19 protein-coding genes are annotated in these 22759 nt (G+C 72.7%); 13 read left to right on the top strand and 6 right to left on the bottom strand.

The window, feature by feature from the left end; translation table 11 throughout:
* Positions 1–190: 190 nt before the first annotated feature.
* Positions 191–658 carry a DUF5318 domain-containing protein gene (locus AC1WTP_RS27320; RefSeq protein ID WP_481652117.1) on the bottom strand — a complete coding sequence of 156 codons (468 nt, stop codon included), beginning with the start codon at positions 656–658 and terminating at the stop codon, positions 191–193.
* Between the two features lie 174 nt (positions 659–832).
* Between AC1WTP_RS27320 and AC1WTP_RS27325 the strand changes: the two genes are divergently transcribed.
* Both AC1WTP_RS27325 and AC1WTP_RS27330 read left to right on the top strand, forming a co-directional pair.
* The gene (locus AC1WTP_RS27325) at positions 833–1471 is read left to right on the top strand and encodes a PadR family transcriptional regulator (protein WP_481652118.1); all 639 of its coding nucleotides are present in this window, start codon (positions 833–835) and stop codon (positions 1469–1471) included.
* A 23-nt stretch (positions 1472–1494) separates the two neighbouring features.
* Positions 1495–2574, top strand: a complete 1080-nt coding sequence (locus tag AC1WTP_RS27330; protein WP_481652119.1) for an inositol-3-phosphate synthase — start codon at positions 1495–1497, stop codon at positions 2572–2574.
* A gap of 100 nt (positions 2575–2674) precedes the next feature.
* Here the strand turns inward: AC1WTP_RS27330 and AC1WTP_RS27335 are convergent, their stop codons facing one another.
* Both AC1WTP_RS27335 and AC1WTP_RS27340 read right to left on the bottom strand, forming a co-directional pair.
* Positions 2675–3154: a methylated-DNA--[protein]-cysteine S-methyltransferase gene (locus tag AC1WTP_RS27335; protein WP_481652120.1), complete on the bottom strand. Its 480-nt coding sequence runs from the start codon at positions 3152–3154 to the stop codon at positions 2675–2677.
* Between the two features lie 348 nt (positions 3155–3502).
* A complete protein-coding gene (locus tag AC1WTP_RS27340) occupies positions 3503–3907 on the bottom strand; it encodes a hypothetical protein (protein WP_481652121.1) in 405 nt (134 codons plus the stop codon).
* Between the two features lie 76 nt (positions 3908–3983).
* Between AC1WTP_RS27340 and AC1WTP_RS27345 the strand changes: the two genes are divergently transcribed.
* Both AC1WTP_RS27345 and AC1WTP_RS27350 read left to right on the top strand, forming a co-directional pair.
* Entirely contained in the window at positions 3984–4526 is a 543-nt protein-coding gene (locus AC1WTP_RS27345) for a hypothetical protein (RefSeq protein ID WP_481652122.1), read from the top strand.
* 46 nt (positions 4527–4572) lie between these two features.
* Positions 4573–6087 carry a flotillin family protein gene (locus AC1WTP_RS27350; RefSeq protein ID WP_481652123.1) on the top strand — a complete coding sequence of 505 codons (1515 nt, stop codon included), beginning with the start codon at positions 4573–4575 and terminating at the stop codon, positions 6085–6087.
* Between the two features lie 60 nt (positions 6088–6147).
* On the opposite strand, the gene AC1WTP_RS27355 is transcribed toward AC1WTP_RS27350, so the two are convergent.
* The gene (locus AC1WTP_RS27355; protein ID WP_481652124.1) at positions 6148–7608 is read right to left on the bottom strand and encodes a CCA tRNA nucleotidyltransferase; all 1461 of its coding nucleotides are present in this window, start codon (positions 7606–7608) and stop codon (positions 6148–6150) included.
* A 127-nt stretch (positions 7609–7735) separates the two neighbouring features.
* Between AC1WTP_RS27355 and murJ the strand changes: the two genes are divergently transcribed.
* From murJ to AC1WTP_RS27390, 7 genes are all read left to right on the top strand, one after another.
* Positions 7736–9481 carry a murein biosynthesis integral membrane protein MurJ gene (murJ, locus tag AC1WTP_RS27360; protein WP_481652125.1) on the top strand — a complete coding sequence of 582 codons (1746 nt, stop codon included), beginning with the start codon at positions 7736–7738 and terminating at the stop codon, positions 9479–9481.
* Between the two features lie 428 nt (positions 9482–9909).
* The gene (locus AC1WTP_RS27365) at positions 9910–11511 is read left to right on the top strand and encodes a protein kinase family protein (RefSeq protein ID WP_481652126.1); all 1602 of its coding nucleotides are present in this window, start codon (positions 9910–9912) and stop codon (positions 11509–11511) included.
* A gap of 37 nt (positions 11512–11548) precedes the next feature.
* The gene (gene sigM / locus AC1WTP_RS27370; RefSeq protein ID WP_481652127.1) at positions 11549–12334 is read left to right on the top strand and encodes an RNA polymerase sigma factor SigM; all 786 of its coding nucleotides are present in this window, start codon (positions 11549–11551) and stop codon (positions 12332–12334) included.
* Positions 12331–13374, top strand: coding sequence for a hypothetical protein (locus AC1WTP_RS27375; RefSeq protein ID WP_481652128.1), 1044 nt, complete (start codon positions 12331–12333; stop codon positions 13372–13374). Before sigM ends, AC1WTP_RS27375 begins: the two co-directional genes overlap by 4 nt.
* A 180-nt stretch (positions 13375–13554) precedes the next feature.
* Complete coding sequence (gene trxB / locus AC1WTP_RS27380) at positions 13555–14508, top strand: thioredoxin-disulfide reductase (protein ID WP_481652129.1); 954 nt, start codon at positions 13555–13557, stop codon at positions 14506–14508.
* A 33-nt stretch (positions 14509–14541) separates the two neighbouring features.
* On the top strand, positions 14542–14865 hold the full coding sequence (gene trxA, locus AC1WTP_RS27385; RefSeq protein WP_088996685.1) for a thioredoxin: 324 nt from the start codon (positions 14542–14544) through the stop codon (positions 14863–14865).
* A gap of 229 nt (positions 14866–15094) precedes the next feature.
* Positions 15095–16258 (top strand): N-acetylmuramoyl-L-alanine amidase, encoded by a 1164-nt coding sequence (locus AC1WTP_RS27390; RefSeq protein ID WP_481652130.1) that lies wholly within the window; start codon positions 15095–15097, stop codon positions 16256–16258.
* 87 nt (positions 16259–16345) lie between these two features.
* On the opposite strand, the gene AC1WTP_RS27395 is transcribed toward AC1WTP_RS27390, so the two are convergent.
* Entirely contained in the window at positions 16346–17014 is a 669-nt protein-coding gene (locus AC1WTP_RS27395; protein ID WP_481652131.1) for a GNAT family N-acetyltransferase, read from the bottom strand.
* Positions 17015–17308: 294 nt separating this feature from the next.
* Between AC1WTP_RS27395 and AC1WTP_RS27400 the strand changes: the two genes are divergently transcribed.
* Together AC1WTP_RS27400 and AC1WTP_RS27405 are read left to right on the top strand one after the other, a co-directional pair.
* A complete protein-coding gene (locus AC1WTP_RS27400; protein WP_481652132.1) occupies positions 17309–18622 on the top strand; it encodes an aminotransferase-like domain-containing protein in 1314 nt (437 codons plus the stop codon).
* 7 nt (positions 18623–18629) lie between these two features.
* A complete protein-coding gene (locus AC1WTP_RS27405) occupies positions 18630–19628 on the top strand; it encodes a D-alanine--D-alanine ligase family protein (protein ID WP_481652133.1) in 999 nt (332 codons plus the stop codon).
* A 410-nt stretch (positions 19629–20038) separates the two neighbouring features.
* Here the strand turns inward: AC1WTP_RS27405 and AC1WTP_RS27410 are convergent, their stop codons facing one another.
* A complete protein-coding gene (locus tag AC1WTP_RS27410) occupies positions 20039–20968 on the bottom strand; it encodes a hypothetical protein (RefSeq protein WP_481652134.1) in 930 nt (309 codons plus the stop codon).
* Positions 20969–22759: the final 1791 nt, after the last annotated feature.

Consider the following 22759-nt stretch of genomic DNA (forward strand, 5'->3'; position numbering starts at 1 on the left):
ACCCTGCCGGTCGCGGTGGAGCGCGGCTGCGCCGCCACCGGGTTGCCGTGAGTTGAGACACCCGCCACGGCGGCACGCCAGTGCCCGCCGGCCGGTGTCACTTCCGTATCAATCGGGCCAATCAGACCAACGAGCCGTCGGTTGCCCCGTCCCTCCTCCACGATGCCGGGGTCAACCGAGCGAGCTGGGATCACCGTTGCGCCTCTCGCCTCCGCCGATCGGCCGGAGCGGCCCCGGCGGCGTGCCCGCCGCCCACCGCGTCCTGTTCCGGCCCGCCCTCGCCACCGCCGGTCAGCCCGTCCCGCCCGAGCAGGAACTGCTCGACGAGATGGTTCCAGTCACAGCCGAGGCACACCTCCACCACGAAGACCTGGAACTCACGCAGCGTCATCGCCAGTACGGGCAACTCCGCCAGCGTCCGGGCCTGGCCGGCGGACTGCTTGAGTTCGTCCCCGTAAATGTAGTGGACGTGGATCAGGTTCTCGCTCCGGCAGATCGGGCACCGCTCGTCGGTCGGCTCGCCGTGGAAGCGAGCGGCGTTCTTCAGGTACGGCGAGGCGTCGCAGACGTCGTAGGTGCCGACCCGCCCGGCGAGGAGCTCACGCAGCACCGCTCGCTTCTGGAGCGAGTAGTCGACGACCTGGCGCTGCGTACGCATGCGGAAGAGGGTACGCGGTCTCGTCGGACGAGGCGACCGTGGTGACGATGCGTGACGGCGGGAACGCGGATTGGGGGTTTGCCCTGATCACGGTGAACCGCTAACGTGCGATGTATCGGTCCGATACATCGCGGCGGTTAGCACTCCCCGCACAGGGTAAGGGAAGGGTGGCCCGTGCTCGAGTTCGCCATCCTCGGCCTGTTGCAGGAGTCTCCGATGCACGGCTACGAGCTGCGCAAGGAGTTGACCGCGAAGCTCGGCGCGATCCGGGCGGCGATCAGCTACGGCTCGCTCTACCCGACCCTGCGCCGGTTGCAGGCGGCGGGTTGGATCACCGAGGCCGCCGAGACACCCGCCACCGCCGAGGAGGTTCCCGCGCTGACCAGCCGACGAGGTCGGGTGGTCTACAAGATCACTGCGGAGGGCAAGGAACGCTTCGCCCAACTCATCGCGCAGGCCGGGCCCGAGACGTACGACGACACGGGCTTCGGCGTGCACTTCGCGTTCTTCGCCCGGACCGATCAGGCGACCCGACTGCGCATTCTGGAGGGTCGCCGCCGCAAGATCGAGGAGCGTCGCGAAGGGCTTCGTGACGTGCTCGGCCGGGCGGCCGAGCGCCTCGACGCGTACACCCTGGAACTGCAGCGCCACGGGCTGGAGGCCTGTGAGCGCGAGGTCCGCTGGCTGGAGGAGCTCATCGCCAACGAGCGCTCCGGCCGTGCCCCGACGGTCCCGCAGCCCGGGACGGCCGGCGGCCGACGAGAAGACACCAGCCCGCCTCCGCCTGGAGAGTCCAGGAAAGAGCGGCCGTGATGAAGAAGAAGGAGGCAGACGCTATGGGCTCCGTCCGCGTCGCCATCGTCGGTGTGGGGAACTGCGCCTCGTCCCTGGTACAGGGCGTGGAGTACTACCGGAACGCCGACCCGAACGACCGCGTCCCGGGTCTCATGCACGTCACCTTCGGCGACTACCACGTCTCTGACGTGCAGTTCGTCGCGGCGTTCGACGTGGACGCCAAGAAGGTGGGCATGGACCTCGCCGAGGCGATCGTCGCCAGCGAGAACAACACCATCAAGCTCTGCGACGTGCCGCCGACCGGCGTCACCGTGCAGCGCGGCCCGACCTTCGACGGTCTGGGCCAGTACTACCGCGAGATCATCGAGGAGTCGGACGTCGAGCCGGTCGACGTGGCCCAGGCGCTGCGCGACGCCCAGGTCGACGTCGTCGTCTCCTACCTGCCGGTCGGTTCCGAGCAGGCCGACAAGTTCTACGCCCAGGCCGCGATCGACGCCGGCTGCGCGTTCGTGAACGCCCTGCCGGTCTTCATCGCCTCCGACCCGGAGTGGGCCAAGAAGTTCTCCGACGCGGGTTTGCCGATCGTCGGTGACGACATCAAGAGCCAGGTCGGCGCCACCATCGTGCACCGGGCGCTGGCGAAGCTCTTCGAGGACCGCGGGGTCGAGCTGCTGCGCACGTACCAGCTCAACTTCGGCGGCAACATGGACTTCATGAACATGCTGGAGCGCAACCGCCTGGTCTCGAAGAAGATCTCGAAGACCCAGTCGGTCACCTCCCAGATCCCCCACGAGATGAGCAAGAGCGACGTGCACATCGGCCCGTCCGACCACGTGCCGTGGCTGGACGACCGCAAGTGGGCGTACATCCGGCTGGAGGGCCGCTCGTTCGGTGACACCCCGCTGAACGCCGAGCTCAAGCTCGAGGTGTGGGACTCCCCGAACTCGGCCGGCGTCATCATCGACGCGGTCCGGGCCGCGAAGATCGCGCTGGACCGCAAGATCGGCGGCCCGATCCTGTCGGCCTCGTCGTACTTCATGAAGTCCCCGCCGGTGCAGTACGCCGACCACGACGCGCACGCCGCCGTCGAGGCGTTCATCGCCGGCGAGGTCGAGCGCTGACGCGCTGACCACAGCATCGAGGGCCGGGTCCGAGCGGACCCGGCCCTCGCGCGTCCGCGCACCCCGCGGCGGTACGGCGGCGCCGCCTCGGGTGCCGGGGTCACGACCAGGCGCGTTGCAGGGCGACCCGCGCCTCCAGTTCCAACAGCGTCACCTTGCGCGGCAGTCCGCCGCCGAAGCCGACCAGCTTCCCGCCCGCCCCGACGATCCGGTGGCAGGGCACGATGACCGGGATCGGGTTGCGGTTGCAGGCCACCCCGACCGCCCGGGCGGCGCCGGCGTCGCCCACTCGGCGGGCCACCTCGCCGTAGGTGAGCGTCTCGCCGTAGGGGATGCGGGTCATCTCCCGCCACACCGCCCGTTCGAAGTCGGAGCCCCTGGGCACCGACAGCGGCAGGCCGAACTCGGTCAACTCGCCGGCGAAGTAGGCGCGCAGTTCCGCGACCGCGCGCCGGGAGAACTCGTCGGTCGGCTCGTCGGCGGCGCCGGCGACCCGGCCGAAGTGCGTGCCGCGGACGCTGCCGCCGTCGGTGGCCACGGAGAACTCCCCGATCGGCGAGTCGAGCACGGTCCAGCGCATCCACCCATTGTCGCCCACCGGTCCGACAGGTCGGGCTACGGCGGCGGCTCCCCGGTGACCACCGCCACCGGGTCGGGGACGGCCCGGGCCGAGGACGGCCGCCGATGATCCGGCCATGAGCGCATCCGGCGGTGAGCCCGGGCCGTACCCCCCGTTCGGCCGCCCCGCCCCCGCGCCGTGACGGCCGCCAGCGTGCTGCTCGGGCTGGCCGGCGTCGCGCAACTGGCCGTGCTCCCGCTGACCTACTGGCACCAGGAGTTCTAGGTGCCTGGTACGTCCAGCCGGGCGACCCGGTTCCGATGCCGCCCGGGCTGACGCCGCGACCCGGGATCGCCGGCCCCGAGGGGCTCAGAGCAGGTTGACGCCGAGCAGCAGCGCGCCGGCGCCGAGGCAGGCGCCGCCGGCCACGGTCAGCCAGATCAGCTTGTTGGGCCGGGTGTCCTGCGGCCGGACCACCGAGAGGAAGAAGCCGAGCGGCATCAGGATCGGCGCCGCGACCAGCAGCGACCGGATCAGCGTGCGGGTGCCGTCGGACGCGTCGGCCTGGTCGACGTAGGGCAGCACAGCGAGCGCGAAGAGGACCAGCACCCCGGCGTGGGCGTGACCGGCGGTCCAGAGGCCCCGGCGGACCGGGTTGTCCAGGTAGCCGGCCTTGCGCCTGGCCAGGTGGGTGAGCAGGGTCAGGCCGCCGTACCCGACGGCGACCACGGTGATCAGCAGGATGCCGGCGGTCGTGAGGGTTGCCGAGGACATGGGGACACCTCCGTCTTGTCGGTGTCAAGATTGGCCGCCCCGGGTCATCTTGTCAATAGCTAGATTCCCGGCCGGCATGTTGCACGGCGTCGATACCGTGCGGATCGTGGCCACGGGGACGCTGCTCTTCCTCATCATCGGCGGCATCGGCGTCGCGGTGCTGGCGCTCGCCCTGCTCGGCGCCGAGCTGCTCCACTTCGGTCAACCCGACCTGGACGGGCCGGTGTCGGTCGAGGCGGTCGCCGGGTTCACCGGCGCGTTCGGCTTCGGCGCCGCGATCGTCAACGAACTGCTCGGTGCGGGCGGCCCCGGCGCGATCGCGGCGGCGGTGACCGGCGGGGCCCTCGCGGCCGTGCCCACCGCGTGGGTGGCGGCCCGGCTCAGCCGGGCGGCCCGCGACATGCCCACCGACGCGACCCCGAACCGCCACCACCTGGTCGGCGCGCTCGGCCTGGTGGTCACCCCGGTGCCCGTCGACGGCTACGGCGAGGTCCGGGTACGCGTGGCCGGCCAGCCGGTCAAGCTCAACGCCCGGGCCGACCGGCCGATCCCGGTCGGCGCCCAGATCTTCGTGGTCGAGGCGCTGAGCGAGACCAGCGTGCACGTCGAAACCTACTGAACCCCCACCTACTGAACCCCCACCTACTGAAGATCAGGACGGTTACATGCCACTTCTCATCGCCGTCGGCGGCGCGGTCCTCCTCGTCCTCGTCCTCGTGCTCTTCGTGCTCTCCCGGATCAAGGTCGCCGGGCCGAACGAGGCGTTCATCGTCACCGGCCGCAAGGGCCGCACCACCCAGACCGCCGACGGCAGCCGGTCGACCGACATGTCCGGGCAGAAGGTCGTGCTCGGCGCCTCGGTCTTCGTCCTGCCGGTGGTGCAGAAGCTCCAGTCGCTCGACCTGTCCAGCCGGCGGATCGACGTCGGAATCAAGGGCGCGGTGAGCAAGCAGGGCATCCGCACCGAACTGCACGGTGTGGCGATCGTCAAGGTCGGCGGCACCGAGGACGCCATCCGCGCCGCCGCCCAGCGCTTCCTGCACCAGCAGGACGAGATCGAGGACTTCACCCGGGAGGTGCTCGCCGGCGCGCTGCGGTCGATCGTCGGCCGGCTCACCGTCGAGGAGGTCATCCGCGACCGGGCCGCGTTCGCCAGCGCGGTGGCCGAGGAGGCCGAGCACTCGATGACCAACCAGGGCCTGGTGCTCGACACCTTCCAGCTCCAGGACATCCTGGCCGAGGGGTCCTACCTGCAGGACCTCGGCCGGCCGGAGGCGGCCCGGGTGCTCAAGGACGCGGCCATCGCCGAGGCCCGGGCCCGGCAGCAGGCCGAGCAGGAGCGGCTGCTCGCCGAGGAGGCGATCGCCGAGGCCAACCGGAACCTGGCGCTCAAGCAGGCGGGCATCCAGGCGGAGATCGACGCGGCCAAGGCGAAGTCGGCGGCCGCCGGGCCGCTCGCCCAGGCCGAGCGGGACCAGGCGATCCTCTCCGAGCAGCAGAAGGTGGCCGAGCGCAACGCCGAGCTGAAGCAGCGCCAGCTGGACACCGAGGTGCGCAAGCCGGCGGACGCCGCCCGGTACAAGGTCGAGCAGGAGGCCGAGGCGGCCCGCAACGCGGCGGTGCTCTCGGCCGACGCGCAGCGGCAGGCGGTCATCGCCGCCGCCCAGGCCGCCGCCGAGCAGGCCCGGCTCACCGGTGAGGGCGAGCGCGCCCGGCGGGCCGCGCTCGCCGAGGCCAACGCGATCGAGGGCGCCAAGGAGGGCGAGGCCGAGCAGCGGCGGCGCTCCGCGATCGCCGAGGCGATCGAGCGGGAGGGCCAGGCCGAGGCCGCGGCCATCCTCGCCAAGGGACAGGCGGAGGCGGACGCGATGGCCCGCAAGGCCGAGGCGTTCGCCGCGTACGGCGAGGCAGCCGTGCTGGACCTGCTGGTCAAGGTGCTGCCGCAGGTCGTCGAGGCGGCCAGCGCCCCGATCGGCGCGATCGACAAGATGACCGTGATCTCGACCGACGGCGCCTCCTCGCTGACCAGGTCGGTGGCCGGCAACGTGGCGCAGGGCCTCCAGCTCGGCAGCGACCTGACCGGCATCGACCTGGCCGGCCTGCTGGCCCGGCTCGGCTCGGCGTCGTCGCCCGGCAACGGCAAGGCGGCGGTGGACGCCACCGCGGTCGAGGCGAAGTAGCGCCGACCGTACGGCGAAGGGCGTCGCTCCCGGTGCGGGGGCGACGCCCTTCGCGTCGGATCAGTCGACGACGCCCTCGGCGCGGGCCCAGCGCAGCAGCTCGGCCTCGGCCGTGTCGCGGTCCAGCGGGCCGCGCTCCAGGCGCAGGTCCTTCAGGTACTTCCAGGCCCGCCCGACCACCGGCCCCGGCGGTACGCCGAGCAGCTCCATGATCGCGTTGCCGTCCAGGTCGGGGCGGACCCGGGCCAGGTCCTCCTCGGCGGCGATCCGGGCGATCCGCTCCTCCAGCGCGTCGTAGTCGGCCGCGAGCTGGGCCGCCTTGCGCCGGTTGCGGGTGGTGCAGTCGGAGCGGGTCAGCTTGTGCAGCCGGGGCAGCAGGTCGCCGGCGTCGGCGACGTACCGGCGCACCGCCGAGTCGGTCCACTCGCCCCGGCCGTAACCGTAGAAGCGCAGGTGCAACGCGACCAGCGCGGTCACCTGGGCGGTGACGTCCTTCGGGTAGCGCAGCGCCTTCATCCGCGCCTTGGCGAGCCGGGCGCCGACCACCTCGTGGTGGTGGAAGCTGACCCGGCCGTCCGGGCCCACCGCCTTGGTCGCCGGCTTGCCGATGTCGTGCATCAGCGCGGCCATCCGCAGCACGAAGTCGCAGCCGTCCTCCTCGTAGGAGACGGCGTTGCCCACCACGGTGAGGGTGTGCTCGTAGACGTCCTTGTGCTGGGCGTGCTCGTCGATCTCCAGCTTCAGCCCGGTGAGCTCGGGCAGGAAGCGCTCGGCCAGCCCGGTGTCGACCAGCAACCGCAGACCGGTGATCGGGTCGGCGCCGCAGAGCAGCTTGGTGAACTCGTCACGGATCCGCTCGGCGGTGATCCGGTCGAGGTCGGCGGCCATCCGGGTCATCGCCGTGTGCACGTCGGGGTGCACCGCGAAGCGCAGCTGGGCCGCGAACCGGGCGGCGCGGAGCATCCGCAGCGGGTCGTCCCGGAACGACTCCCGCGGCGACGCCGGGGTACGGATCACCTTGGCCGCCAGGTCGGCGAGCCCGCCGTGCGGATCGGTGAACCGGTGCTCCGGCAGGCTGACCGCCATCGCGTTGATGGTGAAGTCCCGCCGCTTCAGGTCCTCGGTCAGGTCGGTGCCGTAGGTGACCACCGGGTTCCGGGTGACCTGGTCGTACGCCTCGGCGCGGAAGGTGGTGATCTCCAGCCGCAGCCCGTCGCGCTGGGCGCCGATGGTGCCGAACTCGCGACCGGTCTCCCAGATCGACTCGGCCCAGCCCCGGACGATGCGCAGCGTCTGGTCGGGGTGGGCGTCGGTGCAGAAGTCGAGGTCCTCGCCGAGCCGGCCGAGCAGGGCGTCCCGCACCGAACCGCCCACCAGGTGCAACTCGTGGCCGGCCTTCGCGAACCGGCGACCCAGTTCGTCGGCGACCGGCGAGACCCGGAGCAGTTCGGCGACGGCGTTGCGCTGCGCGGCGGTGAGGTCGCGGCGGTCGGCGGCATGGGGAGCGGAGGCTTCGGACATGGGATCGCCAGCCTATCGGTCCCGGTGCGGTTGTGGTCCGCCGGGCGCGGGTAGCGGGTGCGCGTTGACTATCGTCATCCTCGTGCGGGCCGGTGCCGGTCCCGACATACCCCTTGGAGGCCAGAAGATGAGCGGCGGGCTCTACCGCAGCGCGAACGCCATGGGCGACGGCGGTGGCCGGCCCCCGGCGGACGGCGCCACGTTCATCTCCGCCGAGCCGCTCAACCTGCCCGCCGTGGAGGCGGCGGCGCCGCCGCAGGAGCAGGTCGCCGAGGGCAGCGCCGCGGCCAACAGCGCGGTGATGGCGATCGGCAGCCTGGTCAGCCGGGGTACCGGGTTCCTGCGCACGCTGGCCCTGACCGCCGCGCTCGGCGGCGCGCTGGTCGGCGACGCCTACACCACCGCGCAGATCCTGCCCGGGATGGTCTACGAGTTCCTGCTCGGCGGCATCCTGACCAGCGTGCTGATCCCGGTGCTGGTGCGCCGGCGCAAGGTCGACGCGGACGGCGGTCAGGCGTACGCCCAGCGGCTGCTCACCCTCGCGGTGGTGACCCTCGCCGCGGCCGCGCTGCTGGCGACGCTCTCGGCAATCTGGCTGACCATGCTGTACACCAGCGACAACCGCGGCGACGAGTACCGGGAGCTGGTCACCTACCTGTCGTACCTGATGTTGCCGATGATCTTCTTCACCGGCCTCAGCGCGCTGATCAGCGCGGTGCTCAACACCCGGGGGCACTTCGCCGCACCGATGTGGGCGCCGATCCTGAACAACCTCGTGGTGATCGCCACCGCCGGGCTCTACATCGCGATCTTCGGTGCGGAGATCATCCGCCCGGAGGAGATGACCACCGGGCGGATCCTGCTGATCGGCGGCGGCACGCTGCTCGGTGTCGCGATCCAGGCCGCCGGCCTGCTGCCGGCGCTGCGCAAGGTCGGCTTCCGGTGGCGGTTCCGGTTCGACTTCCGCGCCCTCGGCCTGCGCGAGCTGGGCCGCCTCGGCGCCTGGATGTTCTGCTACGTCGCGGTCAGCCAGGTCGGCCTGATCGTGCTCTTCAACCTGCTGAACCGGGCGGGCGACGGGGACGCCGGCGCACTGATCTACAACAACGTCTTCCTGCTGCTGATGATGGCGCACGGGATCATCGCCGTCTCGATCATCACCGCGCTGATGCCCCGGATGAGCGCGGCCGCCGCCGACGGGCGGTACGCCGACCTCGCCGCGGACCTGTCCCGCGGCACCCGGACCGTCTCGGCGGTGCTCGCCCCGATCGCCGTCTGCTACGCCGTACTGGCCACGCCGCTGTCGGTGACGCTGTTCCGCTACGGCGCGTTCAGCGACGACAACGCCGCCGACACCTCGCTGGTGCTGCTGGTCGCCGCGCTGGCGCTGGTGCCGTTCGCGATCAGCCAGCTCTTCACCTTCGCCTTCTACGCCCTCCCGGACACCCGGACCCCGGCGCTGATCAACATTCCGGTGGTGGCGCTGCGGATCGGCGTCCAGATCGTCCTCTTCGCCGCCTTCGCCGCCCACTTCGCCGCCGCCGGGATGATGATCGGCAACGCGGTCTCCTACCTGGCCGCGGCGATCGCCTCGGCCTGGCTGCTGCGGCCCCGGGTCGGCCGGATCGGGCTCGGCGGCATCATGCGCACCCTCGGCCGGGTCGCGGTCGCCGCGCTCGGCGCCGCGCTGGTCGGCCTCCTGGTGGTCGCCCTGCTGCCCGGCGACGACACGCCGAGCTGGGGCGAGGCGGCCGTGCAACTCGTGGTCGGTGGCGCGGTGATCGGCGGGACCTACCTCGGGCTGGCCATGGCGCTGCGGATCGGGGAGATCACCGAGGTGGTCGGCATGGTCCGCCGCCGGCTGGGCCGCTGACCGCGTCCTACCCGTCGGTACGGTGCGTGACGGTGGATCACCAGCCTGGGGACGCACCTGTGGATAACTCCGCGATTCCCCGCTCAGTCACCGGATCGTCCTGTGGATAACCAGCCGGACGGCTGAGCATGGTGGCCGATCGTGGGGGAACCCCTGGGCGTCGGCGTGGGCGCCACAAGAGTCGGCCCCTGCGTCGAACCCTTGCGGTCTACCTCTAGATTGGTTAGTACATGTGCCAGCAACGTGGCTGACAACGGTCGTAACCGGACGAGTTCGTCTACTCCCGAAACCCCGCCGGGCTCGGCGGGAAGATGACATGTCGGGGAGACGGTCCCGGCGGGTAAGGTCGCTCTCGACGGGTACGGCACGCACCGGCGCTCGCGTCGACACCGGTCGGCCGGCTCCTTGAAACACAGAGCGGAAGCCACATGCCCAGCAGCGCGGGTCCATCGATCGACACGATCACCGAGGGAGGACGGGTGACCCAGGTCGGCGAGGGTCAGGACGCGGACGAGAGCGCTCCTCCGGTCATGACCTTCGGTGCTCCCACGGCCGGTGAGATCCTCGCCGAGCGGTACGAACTGGTCGAGCACATCAACAACGACAGCGCGGGCCGGCTGGTCTGGCGCGGGGTCGACGTGGTGCTGCGCCGTCCCGTCGCGGTCGTGCTGCGCTACCCGGGTGGCGACTCCGCCACCGAGATGCTCCAGGCCGCCGTCGCGGCCAGCCGGGTCATCCACCCCAACCTGGTCGGCGTCTACGACGCGATCGACGAGGGCGAGCGGGCGTACGTGGTCCGCGAGTGGGTCGACGGGCGCTCCCTGCGCGACCTGGTCACCGACGGTCCGCTCGACGCGGCCCGGGCGACCACCATCGGCAACGCCGTCGCCAGCGCGCTGGCCGCCGTGCACGCCACCGACATGGTGCACGGGAACGTCCACCCCGGCACGGTCATGATCAGCGACGACGGCCGGGTGGTGCTGGCCGACGCGCGTACCGACGGCGACGACAGCCAGCAGAACGACATCCGGGCGGTCGGCGGCATCCTCTACTTCGCGCTGACCGGGCACTGGCCGCACACCGAGGCGCCGCTGCGCGGCGCCACCGCCGGTCACGGGCGGGCCGCGATCCCCGACGCCGTCCGGGACGCCGCCGGCGCGCTCGCCGCCCCCCGGCAGGTCCGGGCCGGCGTGCCGGCGTACCTCGACGACCTGACCATGGACCTGCTCGACGCCGAGGTCGCGCCGCCGTCGTCGGACGTGCTCGCGGCGGAACTGGCCCGGCTGGACGTCCCCGCCGACGAGCAGTACCTGGACAACACCGGGCCGCTGCGCTTCGCCGCCGACAGCGAGGAAGAGCCGTCGCCGCTGGCCGCGGCCGGTGGTCGCAAGGTGGCCATCGGCATCGCCGGCCTGCTCGCCGTCGCCCTGGTCGGCCTGCTGATCGGCATCAGCGCACTGGGCGGCGACGACAAGGACCCGCAGACCAACCCGGTCGCCGCGCCCACCTCCAGCGCACCGTCCGACGCCAACCCGCCGGCGGCGCCGGTACGGTCGTTGAAGATCGCCGACGCCCGCATCATCGATCCGGACAGCAAGCTGCGGGACGAACTCGAAGGCGCCGACAAGGTCGCCGACAACGACGAGGACGAGGGCTGGGGCACCGACACCTACACCACCGCGCAGTTCGGTAACCGGAAGTCCGGCATGGGCATCTGGATCGACCTCGGCGCCGAGCACAACGTGAAGTCGGTGCAGGCGATCCTCTCGGCCAGCGGGGCGTCCGCCGAGCTCTACTACGGCACGATCAACCCGCCGTCGAGTTCGGCCGGCGACAAGGACCTCGTGGCGAGCTACAAGAAGACGCCGGTCGGCCGGGCGTTCGAGGAGCACGACGGCACCACGATGACCTTCAACGGCTTCAACGCCGACCAGAAGTACCGGTACCTGCTGTTGTGGATCACCAAGCTGCCCCCGAACGACCGGGGCTTCCAGATCGACGTCCAGGAAATCAAGGTCCAGGGTTCGTGAACCGGCCGCCGCGACCCCAAGGCATCCACCGGACGTGATGATGGACGCACGCGGCGGGCGGTCGGGCGCCGGGCCGGCGGGCCGGACGGACGGCCGGCCACCCGCCTCGGCACCGGCCGAGGCGACCGACCTGGACCTGCTGCACGCCCACGTGGCCGGTGACCGGGACGCCTTCGCCGAGCTGTTCCACCGGCACCGTGACCGGCTCTGGGCGGTGGCCCTGCGCACCCTCGGCGACCGGGAGGAGGCCGCTGACGCCCTCCAGGACGCGCTGCTCTCGGCGCACCGGGCGGCGGGCCGGTTCCGGGGCGACTCGGCCGTCACCACCTGGCTGCACCGGATCGTGGTGAACGCCTGCCTGGACCGGATCCGACGCCGGCAGGCCCATCCGACCGTGCCGCTGCCGGACGGGGTCCGCGACCGGGAGTCCGGCACCGCCACCGGGGGCGTCGAGCCGGCCGCGCCGGCGCCGGACCACGACACCGCGCTGGTCGTCCGGGAGGCGCTCGCCGCGCTGCCGGTCGAGCAGCGCGCCGCGCTGATCCTGGTCGACGTGCAGGGCTACCCGGTGGCCGAGGTGGCCCGGATCCTCGGCGTCGCCGAGGGCACGGTGAAGAGCCGGTGCGCCCGCGGCCGGGCCCGGCTGGCCACGATGCTCGGCCACCTCCGGCCCCGAACCACCACCCAGCCGGCACGCCCGGCCGATCCGGGCACGCAAGACACGGACGTGCCCGGCGTCACCCTCGGGAACCCCCGGGCTCCCGAGGGCGTCGGATCGGGGTCGGGACGTTCCCGGCGGGATGCCAACCAGGAGGACGCGTGAGCGCCGGGGGCTTCAGCGAGGTCGACCACGACCTGCTCGCCGACTACGTCGGCGGGGCGCTGGACGACACCGCCGAGGCGGCCACCGTCGCCCGGTTGGTCGCCGAGGACCCGGCCTGGTCCGCGGCGTACGCCCTGCTGGCCCCCGCCGTCGCCGACGTCCGCGCCGGCCTGGCCGGCTGGGGCGAGGCCCCGGAGCCGATGCCGCCGGCGGTGACCGACCGGATCCTGGCCGCGCTCGCCGCACAGCCGATCGAGGACCCGGCCGGGGCGACGCGGGCGCGCACCGACGAGGAACCTGCCGACCCCGCCGCGACCGGCCCCGCTCCCGCCGATCCGGGCGTACCCGCCGGGGCCGGAGCCGTCGTCGTGCCGGCGCAGCCGGTGGGTGGCTCCGGGCGGCGGCCCGCCGGCGTACCCCGGTCCGAACCGGGACGCGGCGCGGCGACCGGCCCGGGCCGGCGGCGGCGCCGGCTCACCCGGCTCGCCGGTCCGGTCGCGGTCGCCGCGGTGTCGATCGCCGCGGTCGGGCTGGGCGTCAACCAGCTCGCCGGGGGCCGGTCCGAGGAGGGAGCGGCCGGAACGGCGATGAGCGACAGCGCCGAGACCCGGGCCACGCCGGAGGTGGCCGGGCCGGCGGCGGCCGGCGCTCCGGACCGCACCACCGCGGCACCGCTGCGCAGCGGGACGGACTACACCCCGGAGACGCTCGGCGGCGCCCTCGCGACGAAGGCCCAGCAGTTCCAGAGCGGCGCCCCGGCGCGCCTCGACGCGGAGGGCGGCCGGATGGCCGGCCCGGGCAACCTCGACCGGCTCGGCGACCAGGCCGCACTGACCGCCTGCCTGGGCGAGATCGGCACCGAGCACGGGGCCGGGCCGCTGGTGGTCGAGGTGGTCGACTACGCCCGGTTCCTGGGGCAGCCGGCGCTGGTGGTGCGCTTCACCGACGACGCCGGTGCCCGGTGGGCGTGGGTGAGCGGCCCCGAGTGCGGTGTCCCGGGATCCGGCGCGGACACCCGGTACCGCACGCGGGTAGGGTGAAAACGCGGTCACCGGGCGTTTGACCGTCCACGTGACCTGACCCACCGGATGACCGGCTCGGGAATCCCCGGTTCGTACGATGACGTTCTGGAAGTAGCTGCCGGTGCCGCCGAGGCGTCGGCACTCGGATCGGCGTCGGTGCGCGTGCCGATGGCGAACACACACAATCGGGAGACGGCAGTGGACGAGGTCCGCAACCTGATCATCATCGGCTCCGGGCCGGCCGGCTACACGGCGGCGGTCTACGCCGCACGCGCCAACCTCAAGCCGCTGGTCATCGAGGGCGTGCAGTCCGGCGGCGCGCTGATGACCACCACCGAGGTGGAGAACTTCCCCGGCTTCGCCGACGGCATCCTCGGTCCCGAGCTGATGGACAACATGCGCAAGCAGGCCGAGCGGTTCGGCGCCGAGTTCCTCACCGACGACGTCACCCGGGTCGAGCTGGTGGACACCGGCGACGCAGGCTCGGGGGCGACCAGCACGGTCTGGGTCGGCGAGACGACCTACCGCGCCCGCGCGGTCATCCTCGCCACCGGCTCCGCCTGGCGTCCGCTCGGCGTGCCGGGTGAGCAGGAGTACCTCGGCCACGGTGTCTCCTCCTGCGCCACCTGTGACGGCTTCTTCTTCCGTAACCAGCACATCGTGGTGGTCGGCGGCGGCGACTCGGCGATGGAGGAGGCCAGCTTCCTGACCCGGTTCGCCGACTCGGTGACCATCATCCACCGCCGGGACTCGTTCCGCGCCAGCAAGATCATGGCCGCGCGGGCGATGAACAACGAGAAGATCAAGGTCGAGTGGAACACCGTGATCGAGGAGATCCTCGGCTCCGACGGCAAGGTCTCCGGCGTCCGGGTCCGCAACGTGCACACGGGTGAGGCGAAGGTGCTCGACGTCACCGGCGTCTTCGTGGCGATCGGCCACGACCCGCGCAGCGAGCTCTTCCGCGGGCAGGTGGAACTCGACGGCGAGGGGTACGTGAAGGTCGAGGCGCCCAGCACCCGGACCAGCGTGCCCGGTGTCTTCGCCGCCGGCGACCTGGTCGACCACACCTACCGGCAGGCGATCACCGCGGCCGGCACGGGCTGTGCCGCCGCCCTGGACGCCGAGCGCTTCATCGCCACGCTGCAGGGCTGAACAACAGATACACATCCCCGGAGGAGGGTCATAGTGGGTGCAACCAAGTCGGTCACCGACGCGAGTTTCGCGGCCGACGTGCTGAAGTCCGACAAGCCGGTGCTGGTGGACTTCTGGGCGGAGTGGTGCGGGCCGTGCCGCAAGGTCTCGCCGCTGCTCGAGGAGATCGCCGGCGAGATGGGTGACCAGGTCACCATCGTCAAGCTCAACATCGACGAGAACCCGGAGACCGCCCGGACCTACCGGGTGATGTCGGTGCCGACCCTCACCGTGTTCAAGAACGGCGAGCCGGTGCAGTCGATCGCCGGGGCCAAGCCGAAGGGCGAACTGGTCAAGCTGATCGAATCCGCCCTCTGAGCAGCACAAACGACCTTTTCCGACCCCGCGCCCGGCGTCCGCCCGGTGCGGGGTCGGCTTTTTCCCGGCGGGCCGCACCTCGGCGTCGGAGAACGCATAACCTCAAGCCGGGGCCGCCGTCGGCCGGCACGCCCCCGGTAACCGTCAACGAGGCGAGCACCTCCGTCGGAGTCGCGGTCCAGCGACCGCGGGGCCCGGCCAGCCAGCATCCGCGCAGAGGGGGTCGTGCGTGCGTCCGATCCGACCCGGAGACCGTGGGCCCGCGGTGACCGAGATCCGTACGGTGTTGTCCGGCCTCGACCTGCTCGCCCCGGCACCCGGCCCGGGCGACGAGTTCGACGCCCACACCGAACGTGCCGTGCGGGCCTTCCAGCAGTCCCGAGGGCTGAGCGTGGACGGGCGGGTGGGTGCGGAGACCTGGCGCGCCCTGGACGCGGCCCGCTGGCGGCTGGGCGCCCGCACCCTCTACCACGCGGTGCCTGAGCCGCTCACCGGCGAGGACGTCCGGTCGCTGCAGGAGCGCCTGCTGGAGATGGGGTACGACGTGGGCCGCGCGGACGCCATCTACGGCATCCGTACCGCCCGGGCGGTCGCCCAGTTCCAGCGCGAGGTCGGGCTGACCCCGGACGGCTCCTGCGGGCCGCACACCATGGACGCGCTGCGCCGGCTGGGCCGCAAGGTGGTCGGCGGTCGGCCGCAGTGGTTGCGCGAGTCGGACGCGATCCGGCAGTCCGGGCCGACGCTGGTCGGCAAGACGGTGGTCATCGACCCCGGGCACGGTGGCACCGACCCGGGCGTCGTGGTGCTGGACGGGTCGTTGCGCTGGACCGAGGCGGAGCTGGTGCACGACCTGGCCAGCCGGCTGGAGGGGCGGCTCGCCGCGTCCGGGGTCCGGGTGCAGCTCACCCGCGGGCCGGCGCCGCGGACCTGCCTGCCCGACGTCGACCGGGCGCAACTGGCCAACTCGCTCGGCGCCGACGTGTTCATCTCGCTGCACACCGACGGGCACGCCAACCCGGCCGCCGAGGGGGTGGCCACCTACCACTACGGCACCAACAACGGGGTGACCTCGGCGACCGGCGAACGGCTGGCCGGGCTGGTGCAGCGGGAGATCGTGGCGCGCACCGGGCTGCGGGACTGCCGTACCCACGCCAAGGCGTGGGACCTGCTGCGGCTGACCAGGATGCCGGCCGTCCGGGTCGAGGTCGGCTACCTCACCTCGCCGGCCGACCGGGCCCGGCTGGTGGACCCCCGGTTCCGGGACCGGCTGGTCGAGGCGATCGTGGCCGCGGTGCAGCGGATGTACTTCCCGATCGAGCGGGACGTGCCGACCGGCTCGATCGACGTGAGCGAGCTGCGAGCCGTGGTCGCCGCGGGCACGGTGACGGACTGACCGTGGGGCGGGCCGCCGCCGGAGCGCGCCGGTGGCAGACCACCTGCCGTCGTTCGTCGCGGCCGCGGTGACCGGACGGGACGGTGGTCAGCCGGTGACGGAGGAACGGGTGGCCGGGGCCGGGCGGACCGGTCGCAGCAGCGTCTCCGGGCTCATCGAGCCGAGCAGCTTCTCCAGCGCGTACTCGACGTCGGACTTCCAGCTGAGCGCGGTGCGCAGTTCCAGGCGGAGCCGGGGGAAGCGTGGATGCGGACGAACAGTCTTGAAGCCCACCGAAAGGAAGAAATCGGCCGGCGCCACGCAACTGCCGGCCGGATCGGCGGCGTCGCCGAACTTGGCGTCGCCGAACGCCTCGATCGCCTTGATGCCGCGCTTGGTGAGATCCCGGGCGACGCCCTGCACCAGCATCCGGCCCAGCCCGCCGCCGGCGAAGGCGGGCACCACGTTGGCGGTCATCAGCAGCGCCGCGTCCGCCGAGACGGGTGAGGTGGGGAAGGCCATCGAGCGGGGGACGTAGGCGGGCGGGGCGTACATGACGAAGCCGGCCGGCATGCCGTCGACGTACACCAACTTGCCGCAGGAACCCCACTCCAGCAGCGTCTGGGAGACCCAGGCCTCCTTCTCCAGGCCCGGGTCGCCCGCCGCGCAGGCACGGTCGGCGGAGACCGGGTCGAGCTCCCAGAAGACGCACTGCCGGCAGGGACGGGGCAGGTCCTCCAGCGTGTCCAGGGTCAGACTGACCAGACGTCGCGACATTGGCGCATCCCCACACTAGGCTCGGTGGTGAACCGGCACGGAACGACCCCGCCGCCTTCCTGCCCCCGACCAGCGATCGTACGCCGCGAACGGACGGCAGGGGAGAGGACGCGCGAAAGCCCACCTCCGGTGCACCGGCCACCGGGTCCGGCATGTGGAAGCCCGCCACCGCGGCGGCGCCATCCGGGCGGCGGCCGACTACGATCAGCAGTCGGCGTCCCGTGCCGCCATGGTCGCCGGTGTCCCGGGTAGTACCGGGACGGGAGCCGCCCGAGCAGCCATCGAGGTGATGTCATGACCGGCACGACACTCGACGACTACACCGACCGGTACGCCCGGCGGGTCCGGGGCATGACCGCCTCCGAGATCCGTGCGCTCTTCGCGGTGGCCAGCCGGCCGGAGGTGGTCTCCCTCGCCGGCGGCGCCCCCTACATCGCGGCACTGCCGCTGGACGCGGTCGGCGAGATGCTCGGTCGGCTCGGCGCCGAGCACGGCGCCACCACCCTCCAGTACGGCATCGGGCAGGGCACCCCGGAGCTGCGCGAGCGGATCTGCGAGGTGATGGCGCTCTCCGGCATCGACGCGGCGTGCGGCGCCTCCCCGGAGGACGTGGTGGTCACCGTCGGCGGGCAGCAGGCGCTCGACCTGGTGGCCCGGCTCTTCCTCGACCCGGGCGACGTGGTACTCGCCGAGGGGCCGACCTACGTCGGCGCGCTCGGGGTGTTCCAGGCCGCCCAGGCGCAGGTCGTGCACGTGCCGATGGACGACGACGGGCTGATCCCCGAGGCGCTCGAGGTCGCCATCGCCGAGCAGGCGCGTGCCGGCCGCCGGGTGAAGTTCCTCTACACCATCCCCACCTACCAGAACCCCACCGGCGTCACGCTCACCGAGGAGCGGCGGGAGCGGGTGCTCGACATCTGCGAACGCGCCGGCCTGCTCGTGGTCGAGGACGACCCGTACGGCCAACTGGGGTTCGAGGGCGAGGCGCCGGCACCGCTGCGGGCCCGCCGCCGGGACGGCGTCTTCTACCTGAGCACGTTCTCCAAGACCTTCGCGCCCGGGCTGCGGGTCGGCTGGATCCTCGCGCCGCACGCGGTCCGGGACAAGCTGGTCATCGCCAGCGAGGCGCAGATCCTCTGCCCCAGCGGCTACGCCCAGGCGGCCGTCGCCACCTACCTGTCGACCATGCCCTGGCGGGAGCAGCTCAAGGTCTACCGGGAGGTCTACCGGGAGCGGCGGGACGCGATGCTCACCGCGCTGGAGGACCTGATGCCCGCCGGCACCACCTGGACCACCCCGGGCGGCGGTCTCTTCGTCTGGGCCACCCTGCCCGACGGGCTGGACTCCAAGGCGATGATGCCGCGGGCCATCGCGGCCCGGGTGGCGTACGTGCCGGGCACCGGCTTCTACGCCGACGGCACGGGCACCGGCAACATGCGGCTCAACTTCTCCTTCCCGCCCCCGGAGCGGATCCGTGAGGGCGTACGCCGGCTGGCCGGCGTGATGGAGCAGGACATCGCCATGCGCAAGGTCTTCGGCGCGGTGGGCCGGCCCGGCGTGCGGCGCGGGCAGGCCGGCTCCGACACCCCGGGACCTGACTTGGCATGATTTCGGCATGAGCGCCACCGCTGCCGAACATCCCGTCGTGACCGGCTCCCCCGTCACCGCCGACCTGCACGTGCTGGTGCTCGCCGGCGGCCTCTCCTACGAACGGGACGTCTCGCTGCGCTCCGGCCGGCGGGTGCTCGACGCGCTGCGCGCCGTCGGCGTCGAGGCCGAGCTGCGGGACGCCGACATCGCCCTGCTGCCGGCGCTGGCCGCCGACCCGCCGGACGCCGTGGTGATCGCCCTGCACGGCGCCACCGGCGAGGACGGCTCGTTGCGCGGGGTGCTCGACCTCTGCGGCGTCCCGTACGTGGGCTGCGACGCCCGCGCCTCCCGCCTCGCCTGGGACAAGCCGTCCGCGAAGGCGATGCTCCGCGAGGCCGGCATCCCGACCCCCGACTGGGTCGCGCTGCCGCACGACCGGTTCTCCGAGCTGGGCGCGGTGGCGGTGCTGGACCGGATCGTCGACCGGTTGGGGCTGCCGCTGATGGTGAAGCCCGCCCAGGGCGGTTCCGGCCTGGGCGCCGCGGTGGTCCGGGACGCCGTGTCCCTGCCGGCCGCGATGGTCGGCTGCTTCGCGTACGACTCGACGGCGCTGGTCGAGCGGTACGTGCCGGGCATGGATGTGGCCGTCTCCGTGGTCGACCTGGGCGACGGCCCGCGGGCCCTGCCGGCGGTGGAGATCGTGCCGCGCAACGGGGTGTACGACTACGCCGCCCGGTACACGGCCGGCCGGACCACCTGGCACACCCCCGCCCGGCTCGACCCGGCGGTGGCCGGCGCGGTGGCCGAGGTGGCGCTCGCCGCCCACGCCGCGCTGGGCCTGCGCGACCTGAGCCGGGTCGACCTGATCGTGGACGCGGACGGGCAGCCGCACGTGCTGGAGGTCAACGTCTCCCCCGGGATGACGGAGACCTCGCTGCTGCCGCTCGCGGTCCAGGCCGCCGGGCTGGACTTCGGCCGGGTGCTCGGATCCCTGGTGACCCGGGCGGCGACCCGCCGCGCCTGACGCCCCGGCCGCCTCGTCGGGCTGACCGCCTCGTCGGGCTGACCGCCTGGGGACCGGCCGCCTTCGCCCGGCTGCCGCGACGTCCTGCACCCGGTCGCTGACCCAGGCCAACCCGTCCAGGTCCCACCGGGGCACCCGGCTGCTCGCCGACCGGAAGGGCATCGACCAGCTCTGTTGGCCGGTGATGGCCAGCTCTGTTGGCGGCCTGGGCGGTGATGCCTGGCCGGTGGCGGCCTGGGCGGTGACGGCCTGGGAGCGGCGTCGGGCGGATTCCGATGAACGAGGGCCGGTCGGTCCGGCGGCGCGGCATCGAGACACCGAGGCGCCGGGCGACCTCGTAGGGAGCCAGGAGCTGCCTGCGGTCGCCCGTCGGGACAGCACACCCCGGCGACCGCTCGGCTGTCGGCGGTCTAGCCCTCGGCGTGCTTACTGTCGACGGGCTTGATGCCGGTTGGGCGGCCGTTCGTCACGCCGACCCCGGAGGCGGCGGCACCGGGCTCCTCGGAGGTCTCCACGCCCCCGCCGTTCGCGGCCACCGCCGGAACGCCGGCGGCAGCAGCGGACGCCTCACCGTCACCCGCGCGGTCTCCCGCGGTCCCGGTGGCTACGGCGGTCCCCGTACTCGTCGCTTCGGCGCCGGTGTCGGTGTCGGTGTCGGGTGCCGGCTCCGGGATCTCCGCAGCGGCCTCGATCACCGAGGTCATCTCGTCCTCCACAGCCTCGTCGGTCGCCGGAACCCCGTCCGTGAAGCTGGAGGGCGCCTGCCACTGGATGCGCGGCGGCTCGGCCAGCGGTCGGCCACCGAACTCGGCGAGCCAGGCGGCCACCATCGCCAGGTTCTCGCGCCACTGGGCCTCGGAGATCGGCGGCAGGATCGAGTCCCAGAGGGAGAGAAAGGTGCCGCGCAGTTGGAGCCGGCCGTACGGGCGGGCCAGGAACCACATGTGCAGGTGGGCCGAGCCGTCGCCCCAACGGTTGACGTGCACCCGGGCGACGCCGTCCAGCGACCGGATGGCGCGCTCCAGCCGTACCGTCATCACGCCCAGCTCGGCGGCGAGCAGGTTGGGCAGGTCGCCGAGGTCCAGGTGCGAGCGTGATTCGAGGATCAGCACCATGGGCAGCCCGGTGGGGCGGTCCATGGCACGTACCCGCCAACGCTCGCCCACCCAGATGTACGCCTCGTCGGGCGCATTGCAGGCGGTGCATTCCCGGAGTCCCTCACCCTTGCGAGGCGGTTCGACCGGGACCGGATCGTCGAGTTGCTTGACCCGGAGGTCGCCCTCGAAGGGGAAGGACGGCCACTGGGTGAAGTCCGGAACTGAGGGAGGGGTGTCCTGCACGACGCTGACCCTAACCGAGTCCGGCACCGCTGTCCCTACCTGAACCGGGGGCCATTTCCGCCCGGTCGAGCGGCCCGACGTCGATCGGCCGGCAACGTCGGCGAGGGCCGCCCACCGGATGTCCACAGGTCGCCGAGACCCAGAACACACCCCGTCATCCACAGGCACACACCTTGTTCCACACGGGGTTTCACGTGAAACGGGGCCGCCTGTGGAAAACCGGTGTGGATAACTTTTGAGCGCTCGGGGCGGCGTGTTCAGGGCTGGGCGGGGCAGGTTTCTGTGCCGCCGTGTCGATCTGCTCTTGACCGACCCTCCCCGAGCCAAACGGGTGCCGGGGCGGCCAGCCGGGGCGAGCACCTCGGCGGCGGACCCTGTCGGCCGCGGCCGCGCCATCCTGATCCCGCCACGTGACGGCGCGGACCCAGAGCCGGTCTACGTGCGGTGCGACCGGTCGTTTCACGTGAAACCTCGAGATCCCGAAATCGGCAGGAGCGGAGGTGCCCGCCACCCGAGGTCGGCCCTTCCGCTTGCGATGACACGGCGACCGGACGCATGCCGGGAACTGCGAGGTGCGTTCGTCCGTTTGGGTTCAGGCTCGGCGGGTTCAAGCTCGGCGGGTTCAGGCTCGGCATCGGTGGGGCATGCAGCGGGCCGACGAACTGCCGGTTGGTGAGCCCGCGGGCGACGGCCCGGTGCGACGGCAGGTGGTGCGACGGCCGGCGCCGATAGCGGGTGGCGGGACGGTTGGTCACGGGTGGCGGAAGGCCGGCGGCCAGCGGCGGGCGGCGGGCGGCGGGCGGCGGGCGGCGGGCGGATCCTGACGACCGGCCACGACGCTAGTAGGCGCCGGATGCTGAGGCGAGCGCCTGGGAGCGCCTGGGGCTGAAACTCGCCCCACGCCTCCCGCGCCGGTCGTGTTGGTTGGTGGAAACGCCACCGCCGACTGCGCACCGGGGCGAGAGCGGGCTGCCGTCGAGTCGCCGTCGCCCAGTCGCCCCTTCCCAAGGGCACTGGTTCAGGGCCGTGCAACGACCAGGGGGCCACCGCGGCGGTCTGGAGTACTCGGCGAGGGGGATACGGACGACAGGTCCCATCCGCGAAGGAGACGGGTACCCAGCGGCGCGCCAGCGCAGTGAAGGCGGGAGGAGGAATGGCCCGACGACGATTGCTTGGCTATGCGCGGCGACCCGGCCGCTCGTGGTTGGCGCCCTGCCACCCCTCCCGTCCTCGAGCATCAGCGCGCGTTCATGGCCACGGCATCACGGCACCACGGCACCACGGCACCACGGCACCACGGCACCACGGCACCACGGCACCACGGCACCACGGCACCACGGCACCACGGCACCACGGCACCACGGCACCACGGCACCACGAAAGATGGTCGGTCATCCGGGGTTGTACCGCGACGCCCTTCCCGAGCGTTCCAAGCGGCGGCTGTTTCACGTGAAACGACGGGCCACGGTTGAGCGTCCGCCGTGGCGAGGTGCCGCTGCGGTCCGAGCCTGTGGGTTTGGGCCACCAGGAAGGGGACGGCGGCGGAACCGCCTTCGCCCCGCCAATCGGTCGCCGGGCCCGTCCCAGTGCCGCAGGCGTTTCACGTGAAACGGCGCCGGTCCAGCTCTACGACTGCTGCCCCCAAGGAGCAAAGCCGGGGGCTGTCCAAGAGTGGCCGAGAACCGGCGTGCCCGCTCGGCGGCACGTCCTGCGTCGCGTCGCTGGCGGGCCAGGTCAGAACAGCCAGTCGCCGAGGATCGGCGAGGGTAGCCGGTGAAGGTGATCTGCTCC

The sequence above is a fragment of the Micromonospora sp. R311 genome (assembly GCF_056780015.1).